We start from the raw sequence: 23,482 nt of genomic DNA, 5'->3' as shown, positions 1-23,482 counted from the left end.
CTGTATATTTAATAAAATAATTAAATTCTAATTACGGTAAATAAAAACGCCTGAACGATTATTTTTTACTTTTCCTTTTTGGTAAGTTAACTCACCATTTACAAATACACTTTCGATTCCCTCAGCAACTGAAATAGGGTTTTCAAATGTTGCTGTGTCTTTAATATTCTTTGGATCAAATAAAACTAAATCGGCAAATGCGTCTTGGCGAATCTCACCTCTTCCCGCGAGGTTGTAGCGCTTCGCAGACATTCCGGTCATTTTGTGAATCGCTTCTGGCAGCGCAAACAGTTTTTCATCTCGGCAGTAGTGGCCTAAGACTTTCGGGAAAGTGCCCCACAATCTTGGATGTGGATGCGGGTCATTTGGTAAACCATCAGAACCAACCATGGTCAGCTTGTATTTCAATACGCGCTTTACGTCGTTCTCATCCATGCAGTGGTAAACCGCACCGGCTGGTTGAAGCGCTTTTGCTGCGTCCATCAGTGGTAGGTTCATCTCATCAGCAATCTGCTTAAGCGTTTTGCCTGCATGTTCAGGCTTTGCTTTAGACCAAGTGATGAAGATGTCGAAATCGTCTGTCACCTGTTTCAGATCTAATGTCGAAGAGCTCGCTGAGTATGGATAGCAGTCGCAAGACACATCTTGGTGCTCTGAAACCTTGTCCATCAAATCAAGCACTTCAACAGTTCTGCCCCAGTTGCCTGCACCTGCACATTTAAGGTGAGAGATAACAACGGGTACTTTCGCGTATTGCCCGGTCTCAAACGCTTCTTCCATCGCGCTTAAGATCTCTTCGAATTCAGTACGCATATGCGTGGTATAGATACCGCCATGACTAGACAGCACTTTCGCTAACTGCATCACTTCATTGGCGTTGGCTTGTTTCGCGCTTGCGTAAGCCAAACCTGAACTCAAACCCAGTGCACCCTGCTCCATCGCTAAATCAAGGTTGCTTTGCATTGCCGCGATTTCTTCTTCGCTTGCGGTGCGTTGCAGGTCGTCCATCACTTGGTTACGCAGTGTAGTGTGGCCAACTAATGCTGCTACGTTCACCGCTGGTTGCGCTTGCTCTACCGCTTGTGCATACGCCGCAAAAGTTGGGTATTTAAAATCAGCCTGCGCACCTAAAAGATTCATTGGGTCAGGTGGATCGCCAGCCAAAACCGTTGGCGATGCGCTGATGCCACAGTTGCCAACAATCACGGTTGTCACACCTTGGCTGATCTTAGGTAGGCAGTCTGGATAACGAATTACGTTGGTATCGTCATGTGTATGTACATCGATAAATCCAGGAGCCAATGCTAAGCCTGCTCCCTCAACCAACTGGCCACAATCTTCGTGATCGATTTGACCAATTTCGGCGATTTTTCCATCAAGGATTGCTACATCGGCACAAAACGATTGTTCGCCGGTGCCGTCAAACACCTCTACATTTTTGATTATCGTATCGAACAACATTTTTCACTCTCTCAATCCACTCTGTTGATGGAGCTATATTAGAAATCCAGCCGATTATTTTCAGTGACAAAACACACATAATATTTTAATTTGTGTGATAGTTTCTATCACAAAACACATTATAGACATATTTAAATATTAAATAACAACCACTTAAATCATGTTAGGAATCAGCAATGAAACATAACCCTGCACAAAAAGATGTTATAAAGTATCAAAAAGATAGTTTCATCTTGACTGAAAAAGGCCAAAAAGGGAGAGCAGTATCACAATCTGAGAACGGTGTTTATCGACTGGTTGATGAAGACATTTCGCTTCCGGTAGCAATTATCAAACAATCAGCGTTGACCAATAACCTGAATTGGATGCAATCATTCGCCGATCATCATCAGGTTAAATTGTCGCCACATGGCAAAACATCGATGACGCCTGATTTCTTCCGTCAACAGCTAGAAAATGGCGCTTGGGGAATTACCGTTGCGACACCTGCACAAGCAGAAATTGCAGCAATGGCAGGCGCAAAAAGAATCATCATGGCTAACCAATTGGTAGGTAAAACCAACATGGCGATCATCGAACAGCTTATTAGTGAGTTCGACGTTGATTTCTATTGCTGTGTGGATTCATCGGTAAACGTGCAGCAACTCAACCAATACTTCGCCAACAAAAAGCAGACGCTAAAAGCTCTAATCGAGTTTGGTGTTCCGGGTGGCCGTTGTGGTTGTCGTTCACCTCAAGAAGTTTTAGAACTGGCTCAAACCATTCAAGATACGCCTGCACTTTCGCTAGCGGGTATTGAGGTGTATGAGGGCGTGATTCATGGCGACAATGCCGAGCAAGACATTCGTACCTTCTTAAACCAAGCGCTGACCTCGGTCGAAAGCCTCGCATCAGATGGCCTAATTGCAGGGCAACCTATCATCACTGGTGCAGGTTCGGCTTGGTATGACGTGGTTGCAGAATGTTTGGCGAACCTAACCGATTACTTGGCGATCATCCGCCCGGGCTGCTATGCCATTCACGACACAGGCATTTACCTAGACGCACAAAGCAAAGTGTTGCAGCGTGCCCAAGCAAACCAAGGTTACGCGTGTGAATTGGGTGGAGATCTGGAATCGGCACTTGAAGTATGGGCGTATGTAATCTCTCGCCCAGAACCGACCAAATTAGTGGTTGGGTTAGGCAAGCGTGATGTGGCCTTTGATGCGGGTTTACCTATTGCCGAACGCGGCTATCGCAACGGCGAAGCGATCTCAGTGAAAGGGCTGACTGCGACCGCCGTGATGGATCAGCATACCTTTGTTGAAACGGACGGCTCTTCTGAAATTGAAGTGGGCGACATGATTGCATTCTCAACCTCACACCCGTGTTTAACCTTCGATAAGTGGCGCCACATTGCCATCAGCGATGACGACCATCAGGTAACAAACTGGGTGGAAACCTGCTTCTAGTTCGATTTTTCAATAAGCTAGAATCAGCGAAACAATAAGATATACTAACGGGGCTAACGCTTAGTTTTAAACGGCTAAATGGCTAAAAAGCTAAAGAGCTTACTTCTTACGAGCTAGGTTCTTAATAACTAGGTGATAACGATTAGCCCCATCAACAAAGGATCAGGATTCTTGAGTTTAGAAGTAGATATCATTTCACAGATAACGGAGCGTTTTCCCGCTCTTCGTGATGCAGAGAAAAAAGTCGCTAAGCTGATCATGGACGACATTGATTTTGCTGCCAATGCCAGCATCACAGAGCTTGCTGAAAGCGCTCAAGTGAGTGAAGCCACCATTACACGTTTTGCTAAAGCGATCGGTTGCAGCAACGTACGTGATATGAAGATTAAGTTGGCTCAGACGCTAACCGTTGGCCAGCGCTTTATCCTCGAACCGGTTGACCAAACGGGTTATCAAGGTATCTACGAATCGATCAAGCAAAGCCTAGACATCAACCGCACCTTGTTCAAAGAGCAAGACGTTGAAACCGCAGTCAGCTGGCTGCATAACGCCAGACAGATCATTGCTATTGGTATGGGTGGTGGTTCAACCATTGCTTCTCAAGAGCTGCAACATCGACTGTTTCGTTTAGGCTACCCAGTGGTGTCGTACAACGATGGCTTGATGTCACGTATGGTTGCTGCCACGGCAGATGCTAATGACGTAATGGTGATGATCTCTGCGACTGGCTTTACACCAGTGATCACAGAAACGGCAGAGCTGGCTAAGCAGTACGGACTTAAGATCATTGCGATTACCCCACAAGATACACCGCTAGCAAAAATTGCCGATATCTTGTTACCCATCAAGCATATGGAAACCGACTTCATCTACAAGCCGTCGGCTTCTCGCTACGCTATGTTGGCGTTAGTGGATGTGCTTTCTATGGGAATCGCAGTCAATCACAAGAACCGCTCGCGCGACAAACTGCGTCGCTTGAAAGTTGCGCTCGATTCTTACCGAGGCGGTGGCGATAGACAGCCTCTCGGTGATTAACGAATCAAGGATAGAATGAGCTTAAATTCACGCGCGCGGCAGTCTTTCACAAGCTCGTATAAGCTCATTTCTAATCCTGTGATTTGGATACCAGCATCCATTAGTCGACGGATTGCCAGATCTTTGTTGAGTGCCGTTCGTGAGCTAACACAGTCGCCAACTACCTGAACCTTGTACCCAAGTTCCAACAACCCCATTGCGGTTTGATAAACACAAATATGAGCCTCAATACCACACACTAACCAAGTCTCTACATCCTTGGCTTGAACCGCCTCAACAAACTTGGGCTCATCACACGCGTTAAACGTGAATTTAGGTATTGGTTTAACATCACTCAAAAGGTCATGGAGTTCATCAACCGTCGCACCTAGCTTCTCTGGATTCTGCTCCAAACGAATAATTGGCAGACCCAAAACCTGTGCGCCCTTAATCAACTTTCCACAGTTAGAAATAAGTGTCTCATTCTCATCAACAAGGCGTGCAAGCTTACCTTGTACGTCCACAACCACCAAACATGTATTTTGTTTCATTAGCATGTGTATTCCTTGTTTTTGGCAGCCTAACTCACTACGCAACCGGATGAGCATTTTTTCTACTATGTAACGATTCAACTTACAAAGCCATACAGTAATAGGTACAAGACTACGGAATAATACTCACCAACGGTCGAAAGGTCGCAAAATAAAAATAATTGATACTGGCATGACATTTAAGAGTGAGTAACAAAAATGAACAAGATAACAAAATCAGCATTAGCACTGGGTTTAATCAGCGCAGTTTCTCTTCCAGCTTTAGCAGCAGGTACTGACGGCGGTGCGTACATTGGTGGCGGACTTAGTGTCTACCAAGATTCTGACACAGACGGTCACGGTAGCTTAGATTCAGATGGCATGGGCTACAACCTATACGGCGGCTACCAATTCAACCGTATCGTAGGTGTTGAACTTGGCTACACAGATTACGCAAACTACAAAAATAGCGCTGAAAAGCTGTCTCCGACGTCTGTTTCTTTGTCAGCAAATCTTGGTTACACATTCGACAACACAATCCGCCCATTCGTATTGGCTGGTTTAAGCTCTGTTGACCTAAACGCAAATAAGAGTGCTGGTTACGCTGATGACAGCGGTACGGGTTTCCACTTTGGTGTAGGTGTTGAATACACGCCAATCGAACACCTAACGCTACGCTTAATCTCGCAAGCGGATGCAGTAAGCGTAGACGACACGGTCCAATTTAAGAACTCTCAGATATCAGCTGGTGACCACACGCTTGCCTTCAAAAGCATTAGCTTCGGTGGTTCATACAACTTCTAATGTGATTGAACCACATAGAATAAGCTGAACATACTAATTCACTTTGCTGTTCCACCTTGTCATGAAGGTCACTCAGTAAAGTAAATTTTTTGTATCTACACACCTTAGCGTCATTTCACTTTAGCCAGTTTATCGCTCAGCGCCTTCTATTTGAGCTTTATGCATTGATATTAGAGCTTTCTTGGTAGCGAGACTAAAATAAAGGGATAAGTGACACAGGAAGACAAGACCTATGAATCTACCACGCTTAAACATGTCGATAAACAAACTCCCTTTCGTTTTGGCAGTGTATTACCTGCTTGTCATTAACTTGCCTATCTCACGCGAACTGTTCAATATTCTTAGTGCCTCACAAGCCGAAAGCATTGGGTTTATCATCTCGATCCCATTTTTCTTTCTCGCCGCATTCAACTTTATCTTTCAAGTATTCAACTGGCCGATATTCGCCAAAGCTTTTTTTATCTTGTTACTACTTACTTCCTCTTTAGTCAGCTACAGCATGTTCAACTACGGCATTTTTGTAGACTATGGAATGATAGAAAACGTCTTCGAAACCAACAGCGGAGAGGCTGCTAGCTACCTAAGCAGCTATTCTATTTTATGGTTTGTTCTGATGGGAGGAGTCCCGTCACTGCTGCTTTTATTTACGGATCTTGAAAGAGAATCTTGGAAAGATTTTGCTATTGGGAAGGCGATTGGATTGCTCTCTTCGTTGATCGTCATTGCCATCATTGCCGGGTTGTTTTACAAAGATTATGTGTCGATTGGTCGTAATAACTCTCATCTTAAAAAGATGATCATTCCGACCGAATACGTCGCTTCAACCGCAAAATACATCAACAATACTTACATCAAAGAACCGATTCCTTACCAAGAAATCGGCTTAGATGCGCAGCTAAAACCAGAAGCTAAACAAGCTGAAAAACCAACCTTATTGGTGTTTGTTCTTGGTGAAACAGCACGTGTATATAACTACCAATATTATGGCTATGAGAAAGAAACCAATGCTCATACCAAACCCTATAATCCGATTTTTTTCTCTGATGTTCAGTCATGCGGAACAGCCACTGCGGTTTCTGTGCCGTGTATGTTTTCTAACATGAACCGAAGCAACTACGATCGCGACAAAGCCTACAACCAAGATAACGTGGTCGACATTATGAACCGCGCGGGCATTCACTCTATCTGGCGAGAGCACGATGGTGGAGACAAGGCGGTCGCACATCGAATCAAAGAGATGACTCTCGTCGCCAAAGACAGCGACCCGCTGTGTAATAAAGATGTGTGCTATGACACAGCCATGCTAGAGAACTTCGAACAAGATACTCAAGATCTTAAACAAGATAGCATCATTTTCTATCATATCTCAGGATCTCACGGCCCAACTTACTTTGAGCGATACCCAGAAGATCATAAGAAGTTTGTGCCAGACTGCCCACGTTCTGATATCGAAAACTGCACCAAAGAGCAAGTGGTCAACACCTACGACAACACCATCTTGTACACAGATTTCTTTCTATCACAGGCTATTCAGAAGCTAGAGAAACTCACCGATAAGTACAATGTTGCGCTGATGTACATTTCCGATCACGGAGAATCATTGGGAGAAAATGGCGTCTACTTACACGGCATGCCTTATTCATTGGCACCGAAAGAGCAAACCCATGTGCCTATGATAATGTGGATGTCTGATGGTTTCGCCGAGCAGAAAGGGATAAACCAGACCTGCTTAAGAAAGGCAGGCAAAGAACAGAGCTTCTCCCAAGATAATCTGTTCGACTCTTTACTCGGCCTAATGGATGTACAAACCAAAGAATATCGAGAGAACCAAGACATTTTTTCTGCGTGTCGGTAGTGCTTTTGCTTATGTAAACCATCGGAAAACTCGAGTTGCCTGAACAAGCTCTCCTCAACTTCTCCTAAAAAGAAAAGACCTCGGTCTTTTCTTTTTTTTCGTCGCTAACATGGAGCCAGAGTGCTAATTTATAACGATGAAACAATGAGCTACATTTAATAGAGACAATAATGGAAGAGTACGTCGTGCTCCAAAGACCAACCTGTCTTATTAGACTTTATCTCACTCACATCGATCATTGAACTTACCAAGATTAAGCTCAGTTCAATACGGCACCTGAATGGCGCATAATATCAATGTTTACGTCATATCATTAAGGACAAATGAATGGACGCTTTCATAATTTCAAGCTGGCAATTTTCTGAGGGTGTGGCACATGAACACACCACCAGCCCAGCCTCATTCGAGCAATCAACTTGGTATCACTGTCAAAGAGATGCTGACGGTTTGAGAGAATGGCTCCACAGTAATACGGTTCCAAATGCCATCATCGATTCATTACTTACCGATGACACCCGTCCTCGATTTGAACAATTTGGTCACGACTGTTTTTTGATGATTCTGCGAGGTATTAATCTAAACGAAGGTGCTAACCCTGACGACATGCTTAGCCTACGCATCTTATGGTACAAAGGCACTTTAATATCGACACGTAAAGTTCCTTCAAAAGCGGTCAGTAATCTGATATCTGATCTCAAACAAAACCAAGGCCCGACATCATTACCTGATGTATTACTGGGCATGATACGTGGAATCAACCACAGTATTTCAACCTTCCTAGCACCCGTCGAACTATTAATTGACGAGTTAGAATCTACATCCAATATCGACATAAGATCCATTAACGCTCTACATTCAAGGCTACTCAGACTAAGGCGTTATTTGAAGCCACAGAAATACGTTTTTGAAGATTTAATGAGTGACCTACCTGCGCCATTGAGTAAGCACAACAGTCATATAAAGAACAGCCTTGATACCATCCTGAGAATTAACGAGTCTGTTGAGTTTTACATCGAACAAATTAATGTATTTTTAGCGAGCCTAAGTCAGCAACAAGCTGAAAAAATGAATAGAAATACGTACCTATTTTCTATCATTGCAGGTATTTTCCTCCCTGCTGGGTTTTTCACCGGTTTACTGGGTGTCAATATCGCTGGGATACCCGGAACAGATAACCCGATAGCATTTCCACTATTTTGCGTTGGGCTGCTCGTGGTCATAGCGGCAGAGGTCGTTATTTTGAAAAAATTGAGGTTTATTTAATGGTTGAGTTTTTGCAATCCAATATGTGGCTTAGACAAGTAGTTTTAGGTTTACTTCTTATCACTGTGTATTGGGTGATCAAACGCTTAGGTAAGAACTGGATAGAAACATTAGCGGAAAATAAACGTGTCGAATTGAAGCGAAAGCAGTTCGTGATTAAGTGTTTCAATATTGTTCTGTTTCTACTCTTCATCGCTGTGTTTACGATTGTTCTTAACTTGGGTTTTGGTGATATTTCTCTGTTCTTGTCTTCGATATTTGCGGTGCTGGGTGTCGCTTTATTCGCGCAATGGTCGATTCTAAGTAACCTCACAGCCAGCGTACTAATATTTTTCGTCTTCCCTTATCGCATTGGCGACAGAGTAAGAGTCGCGGAGAAAGACGAAGACATCAGCGGTGTGATCATCGATATCACCATGTTCCATGTTATTCTTCGACACAGTTCGGGCAACATTATCACCTACCCTAATAACCTGATCCTACAAAAAGGCGTAATCAAAGTTTTGGTTGAACCGGAAGCAAAAAGTGAAGCAGGTGATACTGAGCTAACCAAAACTGAAAATTCAGAATCATAAGATCTACTGGTGCCTTAGATATCGGCAAGTCAAACAGATAGACACAGCGAACTGATTCGTAAGATATTAAAAGAGCTTAGTTCGACATGGATTGCAAAACTTGGCGATAAAGGACATTAGAGAGAAGCTTCAATAAGGTAAAAAGTCTAACACCCAATACTTACGCCAAACAAGGCGGATTAACCATAGATGTGTATGGTGGAGTGAGATCTGACTAACCCACCTTTTCTCTATGACGAACGCACTGTTTATAACGTACACCTCTGTCTTTTGTGCCCCATTCGTAGCAAGTTTTATTGAGTTTAGATTTGCGACTAAATATACTGGGGACATCATCAGACGGAGGACAAAAATGAATAATAAAAACAAACATATAGTTTTAATTCATGGTCTATATATGCCTGCGTTGATCATGCAGTATCTGGATAGAAACTTCAAAAAACGCGGCTTTACAACGCACAAGTTTGCCTACAACTCGCTGCGTTTCCCTTCTGCAGCCAAACGCCTCAATCGCTTCGTGAATGCTCGCTTTAATGAATACGATGAGGTCTATTTCTTTGGTCACTCACTCGGTGGCTTACTCATTCGTCACTACTTTAAGTTTTATCAGCCCAATTTTGCCGACACCTGCATTATTACCGCAGGGACGCCGCACAATGGGGCAACTATCGCCAAAACACTGTCGAATCATGGGCTTGGTTTTATATTTGGTTCGAGCAAAATGATCTTAAGCGATGGCCTGGGTGACTACGATATTGATGTGCCGATTGGCGTGATTACAGGTACCTACGACGCCGGAGTCGGACGTATTGTTCTGGGAAGAAACCCGGGCGATGGCACAGTCACACTCGAAGACGCCAACCTGAGAGGAGCAACGGATACTTACGCCCTCAAACTCAACCACACGGCGCTCGTCTACTCCAAAGAAGTCGTAACACTGTCGGCTCAGTTCATCGAACACAGAGCTTTTAAGGACGCTTCATAGCTTATTTCCATTAGCTTTTGCGCGTTGACTCCTGTATCGAGCTCTGTTCTCTTATATGTGAAAGACAAAAACAAAAATACCACTCTGCGATAAGAGTGGTATTCAAAGATTCATTACTGAAAGTGAGTGCTTGTTATACTTTCTATACTTGTTACAAGCGATTAACTCGTGTTGGTAGGAACACCTCACCCAACATGCATCGCACCGAACCACCACCAATGTCTTCAATCGTTTTCACGTTAAATGGTAGCAGCTTGCCATGTGTCGAAAGCTGAGCTAGTTGGGCTGGAGAAAACGCATCGTAAGCCGATTGAGACATCGCGATCACCTTGTCGCCATTCACGGTTTCAAGCTGCAGGATGTTGCCACAGAAACGGTTCATCTGATCAATTGAGATAGAGATAACCTGCTTATCTTTAGCAAGCGACTTCACCACAAAGCGGCGTTCAAACTCAGGAATCACTTCATCACAGATCACGCAGAAGTTATCGCCAATCGCCATCATCACATTGGTATGGTAAATCGGTTGGCCAGACGGTAATGCCGTTTGGAACGAGACCACGCGAGAATAACCAATGCGCTTCGCATAATCTTCTAACACTTCGCGGTCACAACGCTGAGAAAGCGCAGCGTAGATGGTCTTGTTGATATGGTCGATAACCATCACGCCCGTGCTCTCTAGATAAGAACCTTGCGCGATGTAAGACTCTAGAGACTCGCTATGGTTAACAATGCGACCCGACGCTTCTAACGCTTCAATAAGAGCATTTGGCTTAACTTCATTCTGACGGTTTTCACACGCCATAGGGAACGTGAATAAGCTTCCATCACTACAGGTACTAAACCAGTTGTTTGGGAAAACAGCATCCGGAGTTTCAACGCCCAATTCTGGGTAATCAAACTCTACAACTTGCACACCTTCTTTACGCAACGAAGCGACCATAGCTTTAAATTCGGCCATCGTTTCTACTTTCACCTCAGCTTCGGTCAGATTAACTCTGTGCTGAAATTCGTTATCACGTGCTGTTTCTTCGTTAAATTTAAACTCTTTTGGTGGCACCATAACAACGCAATTGGCGTTTTGAACATTAGTGATATGAAGTGATTTTTTGTGTAGGTTTAACATTTCAACCGTCCCTATCTTTTATTTACTTCAGAATTGTAAACAACTTGTTACGACAAGATTCACTGAAAAGAATATTTATTTGAATATTTATCCCAAACAATTACTGCAGATCTTAGATTAATCGGTAATTTTTACTGCAAGATAACAGCACATCAGAAAGAACCAACTGTATGCATATTCGTTAAGTCACTTTATGGATAAATATTCTGATTCCATTTTCTCGCCCATCACGAGTTTTGATTACAATTCAATCCATTTAACGTTAGGATTATCACCGTTGCATAACAATCAATTACGTTTGAAATAAGCTTAACTTTTCCTGTCTAATTCAATCTAAAATAAGCGTCATGAAAGACACTCTTTGGACCTTTCCTGTATCGCTTAGACAAAGTTTTAGTGTTTTAAAGCCAAGTGCCTAAATAGGCGCTAGAACAAAATCCATCGAATGACTTAATACTGATAAGAACCCATGGGCGCTTATATAATTTCAAACTAAGACAGTTAAATTTCGAATCAAGACCATAAAAACAAAGCTGCACCAACGATGCAGTCGCTTATAGATGCACTAGTTTATAAAGGGAAATCTATGTACAAGAAATTTGAAGGCTTTACTGAAGCCTTTCCAAAGGGAGAGCCGATACAACCTCCTACTGGCATACTGGCATTCTGCCGCCATTACACTCGAGGTTTCGAAAAACCATTGATTTTGCTCGGGTTGATGAGCATGACCATCGCGATCATCGAAGTCGCGCTGTTCGGTTACATGGGGCAATTGGTCGACTGGCTATCAACAAGCAACCCAGACACTTTCTTAGCAGACAACGAATCGACATTGATGGGGCTCGGTATTCTGCTGTTGGTTGTGATGCCAATCTTGATCAGTGTTTACTCGCTATTGCTTCACCAAACTTTGCTGGGCAACTACCCAATGTCGATTCGTTGGTTAGCACACCGCTACCTTTTGAAGCAAAGCCTGTCCTTCTATCAAGATGACTTCGCCGGACGTGTCGCGACCAAAGTGATGCAAACCTCGCTTGCAGTGCGCGAAACTGTGACCAAGATGGTCGATGTGTTTGTCTACGTGACGGTTTACTTCACGGCGATGCTGTTCATGCTTGCTGAATCAGATTGGCGCTTGATGGCTCCGATGCTGATTTGGCTATTCGTTTACATCGGTATTCAACTGCACTTCGTGCCAAAGCTAAAAGACGTGTCTTCAGAGCAAGCGGATGCGCGATCGTTAATGACAGGTCGTATTGTCGATAGTTACACCAACATCGCGACGGTGAAATTGTTCTCACACAGTAAAAGAGAAACCGAATACGCCGAAGAAGGCATGGAAGGCTTCCTAGATACTGTGCACCGCCAAATGCGCTTGGTAACCGGCTTCAACATCTGCGTGGAATTCGCTAACTATCTATTGGTGTTCAGCATTGCGGGTATCTCTATCTACCTATGGCTAGATAGCGCAATCACCGTGGGTGCAATCGCGATTGCGGTCAGCTTGGCGCTGCGTATTAACGGCATGTCGAAATGGATCATGTGGGAAATTGGTGGTCTGTTTGAGAACCTTGGTACCGTGATTGACGGCATTAAAACTCTGTCTAAGCCTATTGCTATTGAAGACAAGAAAGACGCGAAGCCTCTGGAGGTTCCACAAGGCGGTATCAACTTCGACAATGTAAGCTTTAACTACGGTGAGAATAAGGGGGTGATCAACAACCTAAACCTCAACATCAAACCGGGTGAAAAAGTGGGCTTGGTTGGCCGTTCAGGTGCAGGTAAATCGACCCTAGTTAACTTACTTTTGCGTTTCCACGATGTAGAAAGTGGCCGCATCCTGATTGATGACCAAGAGATCTCGAGCGTTACTCAAGATTCTCTGCGTAGCAACATTGGTATGGTGACCCAAGATACTTCACTGCTGCACCGTTCGATCAAAGACAACATTCTTTACGGTCGACCAGAGGCATCAGACGAAGAGGTATACGCGGCGACTAAACAGGCACACGCGCATGAGTTTATCGAAACGCTAACCGACCCGTTTGGCAACGTTGGTTACGATGCTCAAGTGGGTGAACGTGGCGTTAAGCTTTCTGGTGGTCAGCGTCAACGTGTGGCTATCTCACGTGTTCTTCTAAAGAATGCTCCATTACTTGTTCTCGATGAAGCAACTTCTGCACTCGATTCTGAGGTAGAGGCAGCGATTCAAGAGAGCTTGATTGAGCTAATGGAAGGCAAAACGGTTATTGCGATTGCACACCGCCTGTCGACCATCGCAGCGATGGATCGCCTGATCGTGCTTGATGCCGGCAATATCGTAGAAGAAGGCACGCACCAAGAGCTGATTAACCAGAATGGTATTTATGCGCAGCTATGGAATCACCAAACCGGTGGCTTCATTGCCGATGACCTTGAGCAAGCTACAAACGCTTAATTTTTGTGCTATTTTAAAAGTGCGATGTGATTCACAGCAATTTGTTTATTAGCGGTAAATTACACATGGCAGAATGTTATGTCGTAATTATATAATGACATTAACACCAAAGACGCCTCGCTTGCGCGTTCTGGAATAAGGCTAGACTTCGGGGGGAGGCTAGCCTTTTTTATGCCTGCTATTTGGCGCTCTTTGCTACCTGTCCAATAAACTTCATCGATCCTTTTGTTTTTTTCTTGGCGTTTTTTTCTTAAAATGCGCGCAATATTCTTTCTAGAGATCAACCATGAACAAAAGTGTCTTAACTAACGTTATCGCGTTAGCGCTGCTTGCTGGCGGCTATGCGACAGCAAACCAATACTTGCTTTATGCAGGCCTATTCGCCTTTTCTGGTGCCATCACCAACTGGCTTGCGATTCACATGTTGTTCGAGAAAGTACCCGGCCTATACGGTTCTGGAGTGATTCCAGCGCGCTTTGAAGAGTTCAAGGCAGCCATCAAGCAACTGATGATGGAGCAATTCTTTACAGAAAGTAACATCGACCGCTTCCTAAGCAGCGAGATGACAGGAAAGTCGCTCAATCTAGAGCCTGTGATTCAGAAGATCGACTTTAACCCTGCATTCGACTCACTGGTGCATGTTATCGAGAACTCTCAGTTTGGCGGTATGTTGGCAATGTTTGGTGGCACAGAAGCACTAGAGCCAATGAAAGCGCCGTTTGTTGAGAAGATGCAAGAATCTGTGATTGAAATCAGCAAGAGTGATTCTGTAAAAAATGCCATCAAAGACGAGCTAGAATCGCCTGCGATGATGGATGAAATCAAAGAAAACATTGAGGCGATCATCGATCAGCGCTTGAATGAACTAACACCTAAGCTGGTTAAAGAGATGGTTCAGACCATGATCAAGAAACACCTTGGTTGGTTGGTCGTTTGGGGCGGTGTATTCGGTGGTGTGATTGGCTTAATCTCTGCGGCCATTACGCTTTAAGGCGAACAAGTTTATCGGGTTGCTCTTTATCTGACGCTCAACAAAAAATGGAAGCTTATTGCTTCCATTTTTTATATCTAAATCACGTTGGTAAGCGAAATTAGGCCACTATTTTAGAGTTGCCAACAACTCAGGGTTCACGCCGAAGCCCTTTTTATGCTCTTCAATCACCACTTCACTACGTGTCTGAATCACACCAGGCAAGGTGCCCAGCTTGGTGGCCATAAACGCTTGGTACGCCTTCATGTCTTTCACTCGAACCTTGATCATGGTGTCAAAGTCACCCGACAGTGAGTAGCACTCTTCCACCTCAGGCATCATTTCCACGGCTTGGGCAAATTTGTCGAAGATCGAAAAGCTAGTCTGATCGAGACGGATATGGATAAAGACTTGAACATCGAGTCCCAGCTTTTCTGAACAAAGCTCAGCATGATAGCCCGTGATGTAGCCCTCTTTCTCCAATCGCTTGAGTCTATCAGAGCAAGGTGACGTCGTAAGGTTGACCTGTTTTGCCAGTTCAACAACAGGTAAACGCCCTTTCATATGCAGAATTCTTAGTATCTCTTTATCGATACGATCGAGCTGATGCTGAGACATAACATTCCTTAAACATTCTAAATTCCGCTCAGTATATTCCATACCAAGTGCAATCGAAGAAAACCTCGCTCACACATTTAAAAACTAAATGCACGGATGATATTCACGCCAAATATAAACACATACAAATAGATAAGAACCCTTATAAATCAAACTCTGGTTATTAACAAATTATTATAGAAATGACCCGATTAACAAATAAGTTGAGCCGGAAACGAAAGAAAGGATATAGGCCAAAGTGAATAATATAATTATCAAAGAGAAAGGATGACTCTATTATGAAAACGCAAGAACTCGCATATAAACCTTACGGTATTGGTTCATGGACACACGTAACGGTATCAAAAGATGTTGCTCAGGCACTAGCAAGTGAATACTCAAACTATGGTTGGGATGTGAAGATTGATGGCGACGCCATTGTTGCCGAGCTAGCACTCAAAGCCGCATAGAAACGCAAAAACCTCCTAAAACGGAGGTTTTTTGATCTAAGTTAGTGAGCGCTTACTGTAAGTTAGGCTAGGCCAACTTGGGGAACAGCACTTCCAGTTTCGCAACGACAATTGCACGTGCGGCAGAAGTGCTGAGTTTCCATATCGTAGTACAGGTTTCCACTAAATAGTTTTGACGTCCATTGCATCATACGGCCAGAAGCTGTCTCGGGCTCTGATTCACAACGTTTCATTATAGACTTATGTAGTGTTGTTTTTTTACATCCTTTGCAATAGAGATCAGGCATACCTTTGTCCTATAGGTCTTTAGTGGTTACTGACAATTGACACATCATGTCCAATTCGGTTCCACAATTCACCGAGCTAATGACAAAAGTGAGCGCCAAGTTCAAAAAATAGCCATTTTTCTATTTTATTTTTTGACATCAAACGCCACCAACAAGACAGACCTTTCATTTCTCGCTCAAGATCCTTCGCTTTCGATTTACATTGTAAACCCCCATTTCAATATCAGAAAACCTCGAATAAACTTAATTTGAAATAAGACAAAGGTCGTACTCACATAAAAAAATAGAGCCACCGAAGTGACTCTATTGTTCATGTCTTTTGCTAATTCATTGGTATTTTTACAATGTAAATTAGTCTAGCTCAACGAGGTTCTTCTCGAACTCAGCGTGTTGCTTCTTAACTTCGTCTTCAGGCTCGCCCGTAATTAGACTCACGATAACGATAGAAAGAGTCGATAGGATGATTCCCGGTACGATTTCGTACACATCGAACCAACCGCCCGTGAACTGTTTCCAAAGTACGATAGTCACACCACCAACCACGATACCCGCGAGAGCGCCGTTACGGTTCATACGAGACCAGTACAGGCTCAATACAATAGCTGGGCCGAATGCAGCACCAAAACCAGCCCATGCGTAAGACACAAGGCCAAGTACTGAACTGTCTGGCGTCATCGCTAGTACAAGTGCAATCAGAGAGATTAGGATAACCGCGAAACGGCCTACACGAACAATCTCTTCTGACGTAGCGTCTTTCTTCAGAACTTGCTTATACAGATCTTCTGCCATTGCAGATGAAGAAACAAGAAGTTGTGAATCCGCAGTACTCATGATTGCCGCTAGGATTGCAGCAAGTAAGATACCTGCGATTACTGGGTGGAACATCGCGTTCACAAGAAGCATGAAGATCTTCTCGCCATCGTCTAGCTTAGGTGCGCCCGAGTTCGTCACGTAGATTAGACCAACAAGACCAACCAGCATTGCACCAATCATAGACAGTGCAGTCCATACCACCGCGATACGACGCGCGGTTGTTAGGTCTTTGTTGCTACGCGTTGCTTTGAAACGAGCCAAGATGTGTGGCTGACCGAAGTAACCTAGACCCCATGCCGCTAGCGAGATGATCGCGATAGCAGAAAGTGGTTCACCTTTCGCATCATTCCATAGCGTTAGAAGCTCTGGGTTAATGTTGTGTAGGTCAGTAGACAGTTGGCCAAGGCCACCGTTCATTGCTGCGATTGGTACAATCAATAGCGCAGCAGACATCAGTAGACCTTGAACCAAGTCAGTCCAAGATACCGCAAGGAAACCACCAAACAGGGTGTACGAAACCACACATACTGTGCCGATAATTACCGCTGTTGTGTAATCTAGGCCGAATACTGTTTCAAACAATTTACCACCTGCTACCAAGCCAGAACTTGTGTAGAAAAGGAAGAATAAAAGGATAAAGAAAGCAGAAATTGTTTGGATCAGCTTAGAATTATCATTGAAACGACGAGATAGGAACTCAGGTAGCGTCAGTGACTCTGTTGTAATGCTGTAAGTACGCAGACGCTTAGCACTGATTAACCAGTTCGCCCAAGTACCAACTAGCAGGCCACCAGCAAGCCAGAATGCTTCAAAACCAGCAGCATAAGCGTAACCCGGTAGACCAAGTAGTAGCCAACCACTCATGTCTGATGCACCAGCAGAAAGTGCAGCAGGCCATGGGCCTAGCGAACGACCACCTAGGAAGTAGTCTGTCGAGCTAGAAGTACGTTTGTAAGCAATAACACCGATTGCCAGCATCATAATTAGATACGCAATGAACGTCGTCGTTATTGCAAAACTGTTTTCTATCATTTGATAGTCCTCATTTGTAAAAAGCCTTCCATACCTAATTCAATGCAAGACACTCACCGTAAAGGCAAGCGAGTGCATTGAGTTAGGTATTGAGGCTCCAAGGCACTATGAGTTAAATCCAAAGATGGTGAAACCAACAATGGAGAAAACAAAAGTGCTTAGAGCCAATGTTACTGAAGGTTAGTGAGCTTCGCTTCCAAGTTCGAGCAAGGTCGCGTTACCGCCCACGGCTGTTATATTTATAGTTCGCGTACGCTCGGTAATGAAACGCAGCGATAAGTGTGGATCGTGAGCAACATGCATTGCTGTCAGATCCGTTTCAGCTACTAAACTGACGATGGCACCGTCACGCTTAGCAAGTTGTAAATTGATAGCTTGAGCCGTTTGTGAGTTACCTACGTAACCTGCGCTACGTACATCGCAAGACAGCAGCTGTTGAGCCGCGTCGTACGAAGCAACCTGCACCAAGTTCGTCGGTAAATTCGCTTGTTTCGCTGCATCAGCGATCAAGGTGTTGAATTGCACGTCATCACTGCACAATTGCACGCTGTTACCCGCTAATAGTGCTGCGGTAATCATCGCGGTTGCTGTTTGCAGTGCTGGCTCTTTGTCTTGGCAATCATCAACAATCACCAAAGCCACACCACGTCCTGCAGCATACAGCTCGTTTGTTTCACCAGTCGGGCCAGCCATTAGGTGCTGCTCAGAAAGCAGCGCAGAGGCTTGCTCTAGGTGATAAGTTGCCACTGCCGCCAAAGACGTAGATTGGCTTTCGATCTCTGATTTGAATGCAAGTACCTGAGCACTCTTATGATCAAAGTCGGTAAGATTCCATTGTTCCCACGCTAACAAAGCATCAGAAAAACCTGTCACTTGATGAACCATGATACTGCTCCTTATGCCTTGTCTTGTGATTGAGAAAAATGAACATCAGTAAAGCGGTATAGGTAGTGAGGACCACCCGCTTTAGGGCCAGTACCCGACAAACCTTGACCGCCGAATGGTTGAACACCAACAACAGCGCCCACTTGGTCACGGTTGATGTAGCAGTTACCCACACGAATGTGTTTCTCGATCCAACGGTAAGTTGTTTCGTTACGGCTGTGGATACCCATAGTTAGACCAAAACCGGTTTGGTTAATTTGGTCTACTACTTGTGTCAACTCACTCGCTTTGAAGCGAACGATATGCAGTACAGGACCAAACTGCTCTTCTTTCAAACAGCTGATGTCATCGATTTCAAATGCACTTGGTGGAACAAAGTCACCATGTTCACAATCCGCTCCTAGAGAAAGTTGAGCCACTTTCTTCTGGGTCTTAGTCATATTTTCTAGGTGCGTCATCAACTTCTGCTTCGCGTTTTGGTCGATAACTGGGCCCACATCCGTTTTATGAAGATGTGGAATACCAACGCTTAGCTCATCCATCGCACCGTGAATTAGTCCAATCACGCGATCTGCAATGTCTTCTTGAATGTAAAGCACACGTAGCGCAGAACAACGTTGACCTGCAGAAGCGAATGCCGAACGAATAACATCACGGACTACCTGTTCAGGCAGTGCGGTACTGTCGACGATCATCGCATTCTGACCACCGGTTTCCGCGATAAACGGAACAGGCTTAGCGTTACGGCTTGCTAGTGACACGTTAATGCGTTGTGCAGTTGGGGTTGACCCCGTGAAGGCAACGCCTGCAATCGCATCGTGGCTAGTTAGCGCACTGCCGATCTCTGCACCACGACCAGGTAGAAGTTGAATCGTGCCAGCAGGGAAGCCCGCTTCATTCATCAGTTCAACCGCGCGAGCCGCAATCAAGCTTGTTTGCTCTGCAGGTTTCGCCACAACCGTGTTACCCGCCACTAGTGCAGCTGTAATTTGGCCAAGGAAGATCGCCAATGGGAAGTTCCAAGGGCTGATACAAACGAATACACCACGACCTTGTCGCGAAGCGATTCGAGTTAGACCATCAAAGCCTTTTAGCTCAAAACCTTGTAGGTTGTTCGCTTGTTTTGCGTAGTAACGACAGAAGTCGACCGCTTCACGCACTTCATCAATGCTGTCGTGAATTGTCTTACCCGCTTCTTGATGACAAATTGCCACCAGCTCAGCCAGGTTTTCTTCCATCAGATCCGCCAGCTTCTCAAGCGCAGCGGCTTTGGTTTCAACCGATGTCGCATTCCAATCAGCAAATGCGGCGTCTGCACCAGTGATCGCTGCGGAAACATGATCAAGGTTTGCAAAAGCCACCTGACCCACGCTAATACGACGATCGTAAGGTGCTGTTACTTGTTCAACATTCTGATCAGCCTTGATCATGCTTTCGGCAAGAGATTCGCCGTTGATCACAGGTCCAGCAGTCCATTGATTGTTCAAAAAGCCTTTTACTTGCTCTTCAAACTGATGCGCTTCGCTCTCGATATCAATGTTCACACCGTATGAGTTCTTACGCTCAGGGAATACCGCTGGCGGCAGAGGAATCTTAGTGTTGTTCAATGTATCGAATGCCAGAAGCATATCGACTGGGTGTTGAGTCAGCTCTGCCACAGGGCAACGAGCATCAACCAGACGGTGTACAAACGAGCTGTTTGCGCCGTTTTCTAGCAAGCGACGTACTAGGTATGGCAGCAGATCTTTATGGCTACCAACCGGTGCGTAAATACGTACCGACTGTTGGTAAGCTTCCATTGCATGGTTGTAAAGTGAATCACCCATGCCGTGTAAGCGTTGGAATTCAAAGTCTTTATGGTCGGTCATTACGGCAATAGCAGAAACCGTGTGAGCATTGTGGCTTGCAAACTGCGGGAAGATATTGCCACGAACGCTTGGGCTCAGTAGGTAACGCGCACACGCAAGGTAAGCTACGTCTGTTGCTTCTTTACGTGTGTAAACTGGGTAATCGGTGAAACCAGCCTGTTGTGACCATTTGATCTCGCTGTCCCAGTACGCGCCTTTCACCAAACGAAGTGGGATTAAGTCACCCTGCTCTTTTGCTAGGCGGTTTAGCCAAACTAGAACCGGTAACGCACGCTTTGAATACGCTTGAATAACCAGACCAAACTTGCCCCAGCCTTTCACTAGCTCGCTGCGATACAGTTTTTCGAATAACTTAAGCGAAAGCTCTAGGCGATCCGCTTCTTCCGCATCAATCGTGATCGCAACATCAAGCTCAATCGCACGGCGCAGTAACTGCTCTAGCGTGTCGCATAGCTCAGTCAATACGCGGTCTTCGTTCGCCACTTCGTAACGAGGATGAAGTGCAGAAAGCTTGATAGACACAGATGGCGCTGGGCTAGATTTTGAAGAGACATAAGTGTCTCGACCTACGGCTTCAATCGCCATTAGGTAATCTTTAAAGTACTTATTTGCGTCAGCTGTGGTCAGTGCTGCTTCACCTAGCATGTCGTATGAGTAGGTAAAGCCTTTGTCACGCATAGACTTACCGTTCTTTTGCGCTTCAGCAATGCTGCGGCCAAGAACAAATTGGTGACCCATCACTTTCATCGCTTGGTGCATCGCTTTACGAATCACAGGCTCAGAAAGCTTGTTCACTAAACGGTTAACCGCTTGTCCAGCACTCTGCTCATTCGATGAAAGTCCAACCACCTTGCCTGTTAGCATTAAGCCCCAAGTCGAAGCGTTAACAAAAACCGAGTCAGAATTCTTTAGGTGAGACTTCCAATCCGCAACGCTTAGCTTGTCGCGAATCAGTGCATCAGCCGTTGCTGAATCAGGAATACGCATCAAGGCTTCCGCCAGACACATCAGCAAGATGCCCTCTTGAGTATCTAAGCTGTATTCAAGCAACAGCGCATCGATCATCTGGATAGAAGTCTTATCCGCACGGATAGCTTCGATCAAAGAAGTCGTTTTGTCTGTGATTTGCTGCTTTTCAGACTCAGAAGGGGTAGCTAGTGGCAGAAGTTGCTCTAGCCATTGGGTTTCATCCACCATATATAATGGTGAGATAAGCGACCATAGATCATCAAGCGACTGCTCGTTGAATTCTGGCTTTAACACATCAGTAGCTGTAAACATGCGTTTTCCTTAATCTCACACCCGAAAAGAGTTCGGGATCTCTACAATGGCTGCAGTGTATTTAGAGTATATAAGGATTACTTGTCAAAAACTCCGAGTTTTTTGCTAAAAACTCGCTTTATTAACAAAACAAACACAAGGTCACATATGAAACTTTAAAATAATATGCCGTTTTGTTTCACTATTTAACAGAAATTTTCTTTTTGTATTGGGATGGAGACATGCCTTGAAGGCGTGAAAATGTGTGGGTAAAAGACGATTGACCGGAGAATCCAGCAAGTTCTGCGACCTGACCAAGGCTTAAATTCCCTTGTTCAATAAGACGTCGAGCACGGTCGATTCGCTTACCTAGTACATACTGGTGAGGAGTAATGCCCATTTGCTCTTTAAACAACATATGGAATTGGCTTTCGCCTAAGAACACGCTACCTGCAAGTTGCGCGACTGAAATCTTACTTGCTAAATGTTGCTCGATGTAACGATCAAGCGCTTCAAGATCGAAGCGCGAATCCTTCACTGACGTTTCAAATGCCGAGATGTGCCTTTGCATTAAGGCGATCACCGTGTCATTGCAGGCTCGGCTTAACAACAGATCATCAGGGCTCGCCTGCATCTCTTGTACCAGCATATGAATAAGCTTTTGAATTTGCGCATCTAATTGGAAATAGACGTTCGAAGACTCGAGCTGATTAATCTTCTCTAGCATCAGCGGGTCGTCGTCACTCGGCACGGGCATGTTAAGCACCAAAATGTCGGACTGACCGACCACACCACCGAAAGCATGATCAGAGCTCGCTGTCACCACACAACCTTGTCCTGGGCCAACAAGATTCCCCTTACCACTCACTTCAAATTCCGCCTGACCTTTTAAACCAATCACCACCTGAGAATAGTGGTGATCGTGGCAATCCATATGCGATGGCAAAGTGATGATCTCAGCAGGACGAGGGCCAGTAAGGCCGAGCGGAGAAAGGTCTAGGTTAGGAAAGGGTAAAGGTTTAGACATGACAGAAAAATACTCGGGTCAACATAGTAAGAATAATACTCTTAAATGCGCATAAGATGAATTTGTAAATGATCATGAGAGTCATTTCCTCACCTTTAGCAAAAGATCATTATCGCGATCGTCTTGATCATGCCTCCGGAAAGATGATCAAGAGTGTACAAACTACGGGCATTGTAAAACCAATCGTTCCGGCGAGTTTAGGGACTTCACAAGCAATCACACAAGCACGAACACGAACACGAACACAAACACGAACACGAACACGAAAAACATTTTACAGGCTTCTACGACATGGTGGGTAATGTATGGGAATGGACAACCGTTCAGAAAGGCCTAGCGAAAGGTGGCGCGTGGAGCTTCTCTCCTGAAGAAGCAAAAGTGTTTAACGAACTGTACGTACCGCCTTCAACGGCAGCGAACTATCTAGGATTCCGAGTAGTACGAGAGCTGTAGGCTCCCAGTCATAGGCTCAGAACCCCAAATATTTACTCTAGGTTCTCAATTATCACATTGAGCAACATTTATAGGGGAATTCCCCCCTTATGCATAAGCACTCCTAGGAGTAGATTCGTCGATAGAGTAGTAAGTCACTCTGGGTATCAAATTGATGCCTCAGTTTAATTTACCTGACCCTCGTAAATTAGACTGAAAATCTTCTACATGTCGACAAGGCATATCTTGTCTTTAGCCAGCCCCTCTTCAGGCTGGCTTTTTTTTGGTTCATCGCGGCTTTCCGGGGAAAGCCGCTTTTATCTTCAAGAAGAAGTAGTCG

Annotated in this window: 18 protein-coding genes and 2 pseudogenes; 12 read left to right on the top strand and 8 right to left on the bottom strand. The window is 44.7% G+C overall.

The window, feature by feature from the left end; translation table 11 throughout:
- Window positions 1-27: 27 nt before the first annotated feature.
- The gene (locus AB6E51_RS14545) at window positions 28-1,461 is read right to left on the bottom strand and encodes an amidohydrolase family protein (protein WP_017065165.1); all 1,434 of its coding nucleotides are present in this window, start codon (window positions 1,459-1,461) and stop codon (window positions 28-30) included.
- A 176-nt stretch (window positions 1,462-1,637) separates the two neighbouring features.
- On the opposite strand from AB6E51_RS14545, the gene AB6E51_RS14540 reads away from it, so the two are divergent.
- The gene (locus AB6E51_RS14540; protein WP_372058867.1) at window positions 1,638-2,912 is read left to right on the top strand and encodes an amino acid deaminase; all 1,275 of its coding nucleotides are present in this window, start codon (window positions 1,638-1,640) and stop codon (window positions 2,910-2,912) included.
- Between the two features lie 171 nt (window positions 2,913-3,083).
- Window positions 3,084-3,947 carry a MurR/RpiR family transcriptional regulator gene (locus tag AB6E51_RS14535; protein ID WP_017062019.1) on the top strand — a complete coding sequence of 288 codons (864 nt, stop codon included), beginning with the start codon at window positions 3,084-3,086 and terminating at the stop codon, window positions 3,945-3,947.
- Here the strand turns inward: AB6E51_RS14535 and AB6E51_RS14530 are convergent.
- On the bottom strand, window positions 3,944-4,483 hold the full coding sequence (locus AB6E51_RS14530; protein WP_372058866.1) for a hydrolase: 540 nt from the start codon (window positions 4,481-4,483) through the stop codon (window positions 3,944-3,946). The two genes, AB6E51_RS14535 and AB6E51_RS14530, sit on opposite strands and share 4 nt — an antisense overlap.
- A gap of 192 nt (window positions 4,484-4,675) precedes the next feature.
- Between AB6E51_RS14530 and AB6E51_RS14525 the strand changes: the two genes are divergently transcribed.
- The 6 genes and pseudogenes from AB6E51_RS14525 (at window position 4,676) to AB6E51_RS14500 (ending at window position 9,938) form a co-directional block, all read left to right on the top strand.
- A complete protein-coding gene (locus AB6E51_RS14525) occupies window positions 4,676-5,260 on the top strand; it encodes a porin family protein (protein ID WP_065584469.1) in 585 nt (194 codons plus the stop codon).
- Between the two features lie 232 nt (window positions 5,261-5,492).
- On the top strand, window positions 5,493-7,115 hold the full coding sequence (locus AB6E51_RS14520) for a phosphoethanolamine transferase (protein WP_229647594.1): 1,623 nt from the start codon (window positions 5,493-5,495) through the stop codon (window positions 7,113-7,115).
- Between the two features lie 327 nt (window positions 7,116-7,442).
- Entirely contained in the window at window positions 7,443-8,378 is a 936-nt protein-coding gene (locus AB6E51_RS14515) for a CorA family divalent cation transporter (protein WP_017062015.1), read from the top strand.
- Window positions 8,378-8,953 carry a mechanosensitive ion channel family protein gene (locus AB6E51_RS14510; protein WP_017070158.1) on the top strand — a complete coding sequence of 192 codons (576 nt, stop codon included), beginning with the start codon at window positions 8,378-8,380 and terminating at the stop codon, window positions 8,951-8,953. The genes AB6E51_RS14515 and AB6E51_RS14510 overlap by 1 nt, the downstream gene beginning before the upstream one ends.
- 18 nt (window positions 8,954-8,971) lie before the next feature.
- Window positions 8,972-9,171 (top strand): annotated as a pseudogene (locus tag AB6E51_RS14505) (AraC family transcriptional regulator); the annotation flags it as partial.
- Between the two features lie 134 nt (window positions 9,172-9,305).
- Entirely contained in the window at window positions 9,306-9,938 is a 633-nt protein-coding gene (locus AB6E51_RS14500; protein WP_050647609.1) for a triacylglycerol lipase, read from the top strand.
- A gap of 151 nt (window positions 9,939-10,089) precedes the next feature.
- On the opposite strand, the gene AB6E51_RS14495 is transcribed toward AB6E51_RS14500, so the two are convergent.
- The gene (locus AB6E51_RS14495) at window positions 10,090-11,064 is read right to left on the bottom strand and encodes an arginine deiminase-related protein (RefSeq protein ID WP_017061193.1); all 975 of its coding nucleotides are present in this window, start codon (window positions 11,062-11,064) and stop codon (window positions 10,090-10,092) included.
- A 586-nt stretch (window positions 11,065-11,650) separates the two neighbouring features.
- Between AB6E51_RS14495 and AB6E51_RS14490 the strand changes: the two genes are divergently transcribed.
- Together AB6E51_RS14490 and AB6E51_RS14485 are read left to right on the top strand one after the other, a co-directional pair.
- Window positions 11,651-13,501: an ABC transporter ATP-binding protein gene (locus AB6E51_RS14490; RefSeq protein ID WP_065584473.1), complete on the top strand. Its 1,851-nt coding sequence runs from the start codon at window positions 11,651-11,653 to the stop codon at window positions 13,499-13,501.
- A 286-nt stretch (window positions 13,502-13,787) separates the two neighbouring features.
- A complete protein-coding gene (locus AB6E51_RS14485) occupies window positions 13,788-14,492 on the top strand; it encodes a hypothetical protein (protein ID WP_017065155.1) in 705 nt (234 codons plus the stop codon).
- A gap of 108 nt (window positions 14,493-14,600) precedes the next feature.
- Here the strand turns inward: AB6E51_RS14485 and AB6E51_RS14480 are convergent, their stop codons facing one another.
- Window positions 14,601-15,089, bottom strand: a complete 489-nt coding sequence (locus AB6E51_RS14480; RefSeq protein ID WP_004732526.1) for an Lrp/AsnC family transcriptional regulator — start codon at window positions 15,087-15,089, stop codon at window positions 14,601-14,603.
- A gap of 278 nt (window positions 15,090-15,367) precedes the next feature.
- Here AB6E51_RS14480 and AB6E51_RS14475 point away from each other — a divergent pair, with 278 nt between their 5' ends.
- Window positions 15,368-15,538, top strand: a complete 171-nt coding sequence (locus AB6E51_RS14475; protein ID WP_372058863.1) for a hypothetical protein — start codon at window positions 15,368-15,370, stop codon at window positions 15,536-15,538.
- A 638-nt stretch (window positions 15,539-16,176) separates the two neighbouring features.
- Here the strand turns inward: AB6E51_RS14475 and putP are convergent.
- The 4 genes from putP to AB6E51_RS14455 form a co-directional block, all read right to left on the bottom strand.
- Window positions 16,177-17,667 (bottom strand): sodium/proline symporter PutP, encoded by a 1,491-nt coding sequence (gene putP, locus AB6E51_RS14470; protein ID WP_136974566.1) that lies wholly within the window; start codon window positions 17,665-17,667, stop codon window positions 16,177-16,179.
- Window positions 17,668-17,850: 183 nt separating this feature from the next.
- Window positions 17,851-18,555 carry a 1-pyrroline-5-carboxylate dehydrogenase gene (locus AB6E51_RS14465; protein ID WP_017065152.1) on the bottom strand — a complete coding sequence of 235 codons (705 nt, stop codon included), beginning with the start codon at window positions 18,553-18,555 and terminating at the stop codon, window positions 17,851-17,853.
- Between the two features lie 11 nt (window positions 18,556-18,566).
- Window positions 18,567-21,704 carry a bifunctional proline dehydrogenase/L-glutamate gamma-semialdehyde dehydrogenase PutA gene (gene putA / locus AB6E51_RS14460; protein ID WP_372058862.1) on the bottom strand — a complete coding sequence of 1,046 codons (3,138 nt, stop codon included), beginning with the start codon at window positions 21,702-21,704 and terminating at the stop codon, window positions 18,567-18,569.
- Between the two features lie 181 nt (window positions 21,705-21,885).
- Complete coding sequence (locus tag AB6E51_RS14455) at window positions 21,886-22,710, bottom strand: helix-turn-helix domain-containing protein (RefSeq protein WP_372058860.1); 825 nt, start codon at window positions 22,708-22,710, stop codon at window positions 21,886-21,888.
- Between the two features lie 255 nt (window positions 22,711-22,965).
- On the opposite strand from AB6E51_RS14455, the pseudogene AB6E51_RS14450 reads away from it, so the two are divergent.
- A pseudogene (locus AB6E51_RS14450) lies at window positions 22,966-23,163 on the top strand (hypothetical protein); the annotation flags it as partial.
- Window positions 23,164-23,482: the final 319 nt, after the last annotated feature.

The sequence above is a fragment of the Vibrio sp. 10N.247.311.47 genome, from assembly GCF_041467535.1.
Classification (GTDB): Bacteria; Pseudomonadota; Gammaproteobacteria; order Enterobacterales; family Vibrionaceae; genus Vibrio; species Vibrio crassostreae_C.
The sequence above is the reverse complement of the archived record's forward strand: the minus strand, read 5'-3'. Positions and strand labels throughout refer to the sequence as shown.

Bases quoted from the DNA above. Each gene is read 5' to 3' on its own strand.
- AB6E51_RS14545 (WP_017065165.1), bottom strand. From the start codon at position 1,461: ATGTTGTTCGATACGATAATCAAAAATGTAGAGGTGTTTGACGGCACC.
- AB6E51_RS14455 (WP_372058860.1), bottom strand. From the start codon at position 22,710: ATGTCTAAACCTTTACCCTTTCCTAACCTAGACCTTTCTCCGCTCGGC.
- AB6E51_RS14500 (WP_050647609.1), top strand. From the start codon at position 9,306: ATGAATAATAAAAACAAACATATAGTTTTAATTCATGGTCTATATATG.
- AB6E51_RS14520 (WP_229647594.1), top strand. From the start codon at position 5,493: ATGAATCTACCACGCTTAAACATGTCGATAAACAAACTCCCTTTCGTT.
- AB6E51_RS14490 (WP_065584473.1), top strand. From the start codon at position 11,651: ATGTACAAGAAATTTGAAGGCTTTACTGAAGCCTTTCCAAAGGGAGAG.
- AB6E51_RS14495 (WP_017061193.1), bottom strand. From the start codon at position 11,064: ATGTTAAACCTACACAAAAAATCACTTCATATCACTAATGTTCAAAAC.
- putA (WP_372058862.1), bottom strand. From the start codon at position 21,704: ATGTTTACAGCTACTGATGTGTTAAAGCCAGAATTCAACGAGCAGTCG.
- AB6E51_RS14475 (WP_372058863.1), top strand. From the start codon at position 15,368: ATGAAAACGCAAGAACTCGCATATAAACCTTACGGTATTGGTTCATGG.
- AB6E51_RS14540 (WP_372058867.1), top strand. From the start codon at position 1,638: ATGAAACATAACCCTGCACAAAAAGATGTTATAAAGTATCAAAAAGAT.
- AB6E51_RS14530 (WP_372058866.1), bottom strand. From the start codon at position 4,483: ATGCTAATGAAACAAAATACATGTTTGGTGGTTGTGGACGTACAAGGT.
- AB6E51_RS14525 (WP_065584469.1), top strand. From the start codon at position 4,676: ATGAACAAGATAACAAAATCAGCATTAGCACTGGGTTTAATCAGCGCA.
- AB6E51_RS14480 (WP_004732526.1), bottom strand. From the start codon at position 15,089: ATGTCTCAGCATCAGCTCGATCGTATCGATAAAGAGATACTAAGAATT.
- AB6E51_RS14465 (WP_017065152.1), bottom strand. From the start codon at position 18,555: ATGGTTCATCAAGTGACAGGTTTTTCTGATGCTTTGTTAGCGTGGGAA.
- AB6E51_RS14485 (WP_017065155.1), top strand. From the start codon at position 13,788: ATGAACAAAAGTGTCTTAACTAACGTTATCGCGTTAGCGCTGCTTGCT.
- AB6E51_RS14510 (WP_017070158.1), top strand. From the start codon at position 8,378: ATGGTTGAGTTTTTGCAATCCAATATGTGGCTTAGACAAGTAGTTTTA.
- AB6E51_RS14515 (WP_017062015.1), top strand. From the start codon at position 7,443: ATGGACGCTTTCATAATTTCAAGCTGGCAATTTTCTGAGGGTGTGGCA.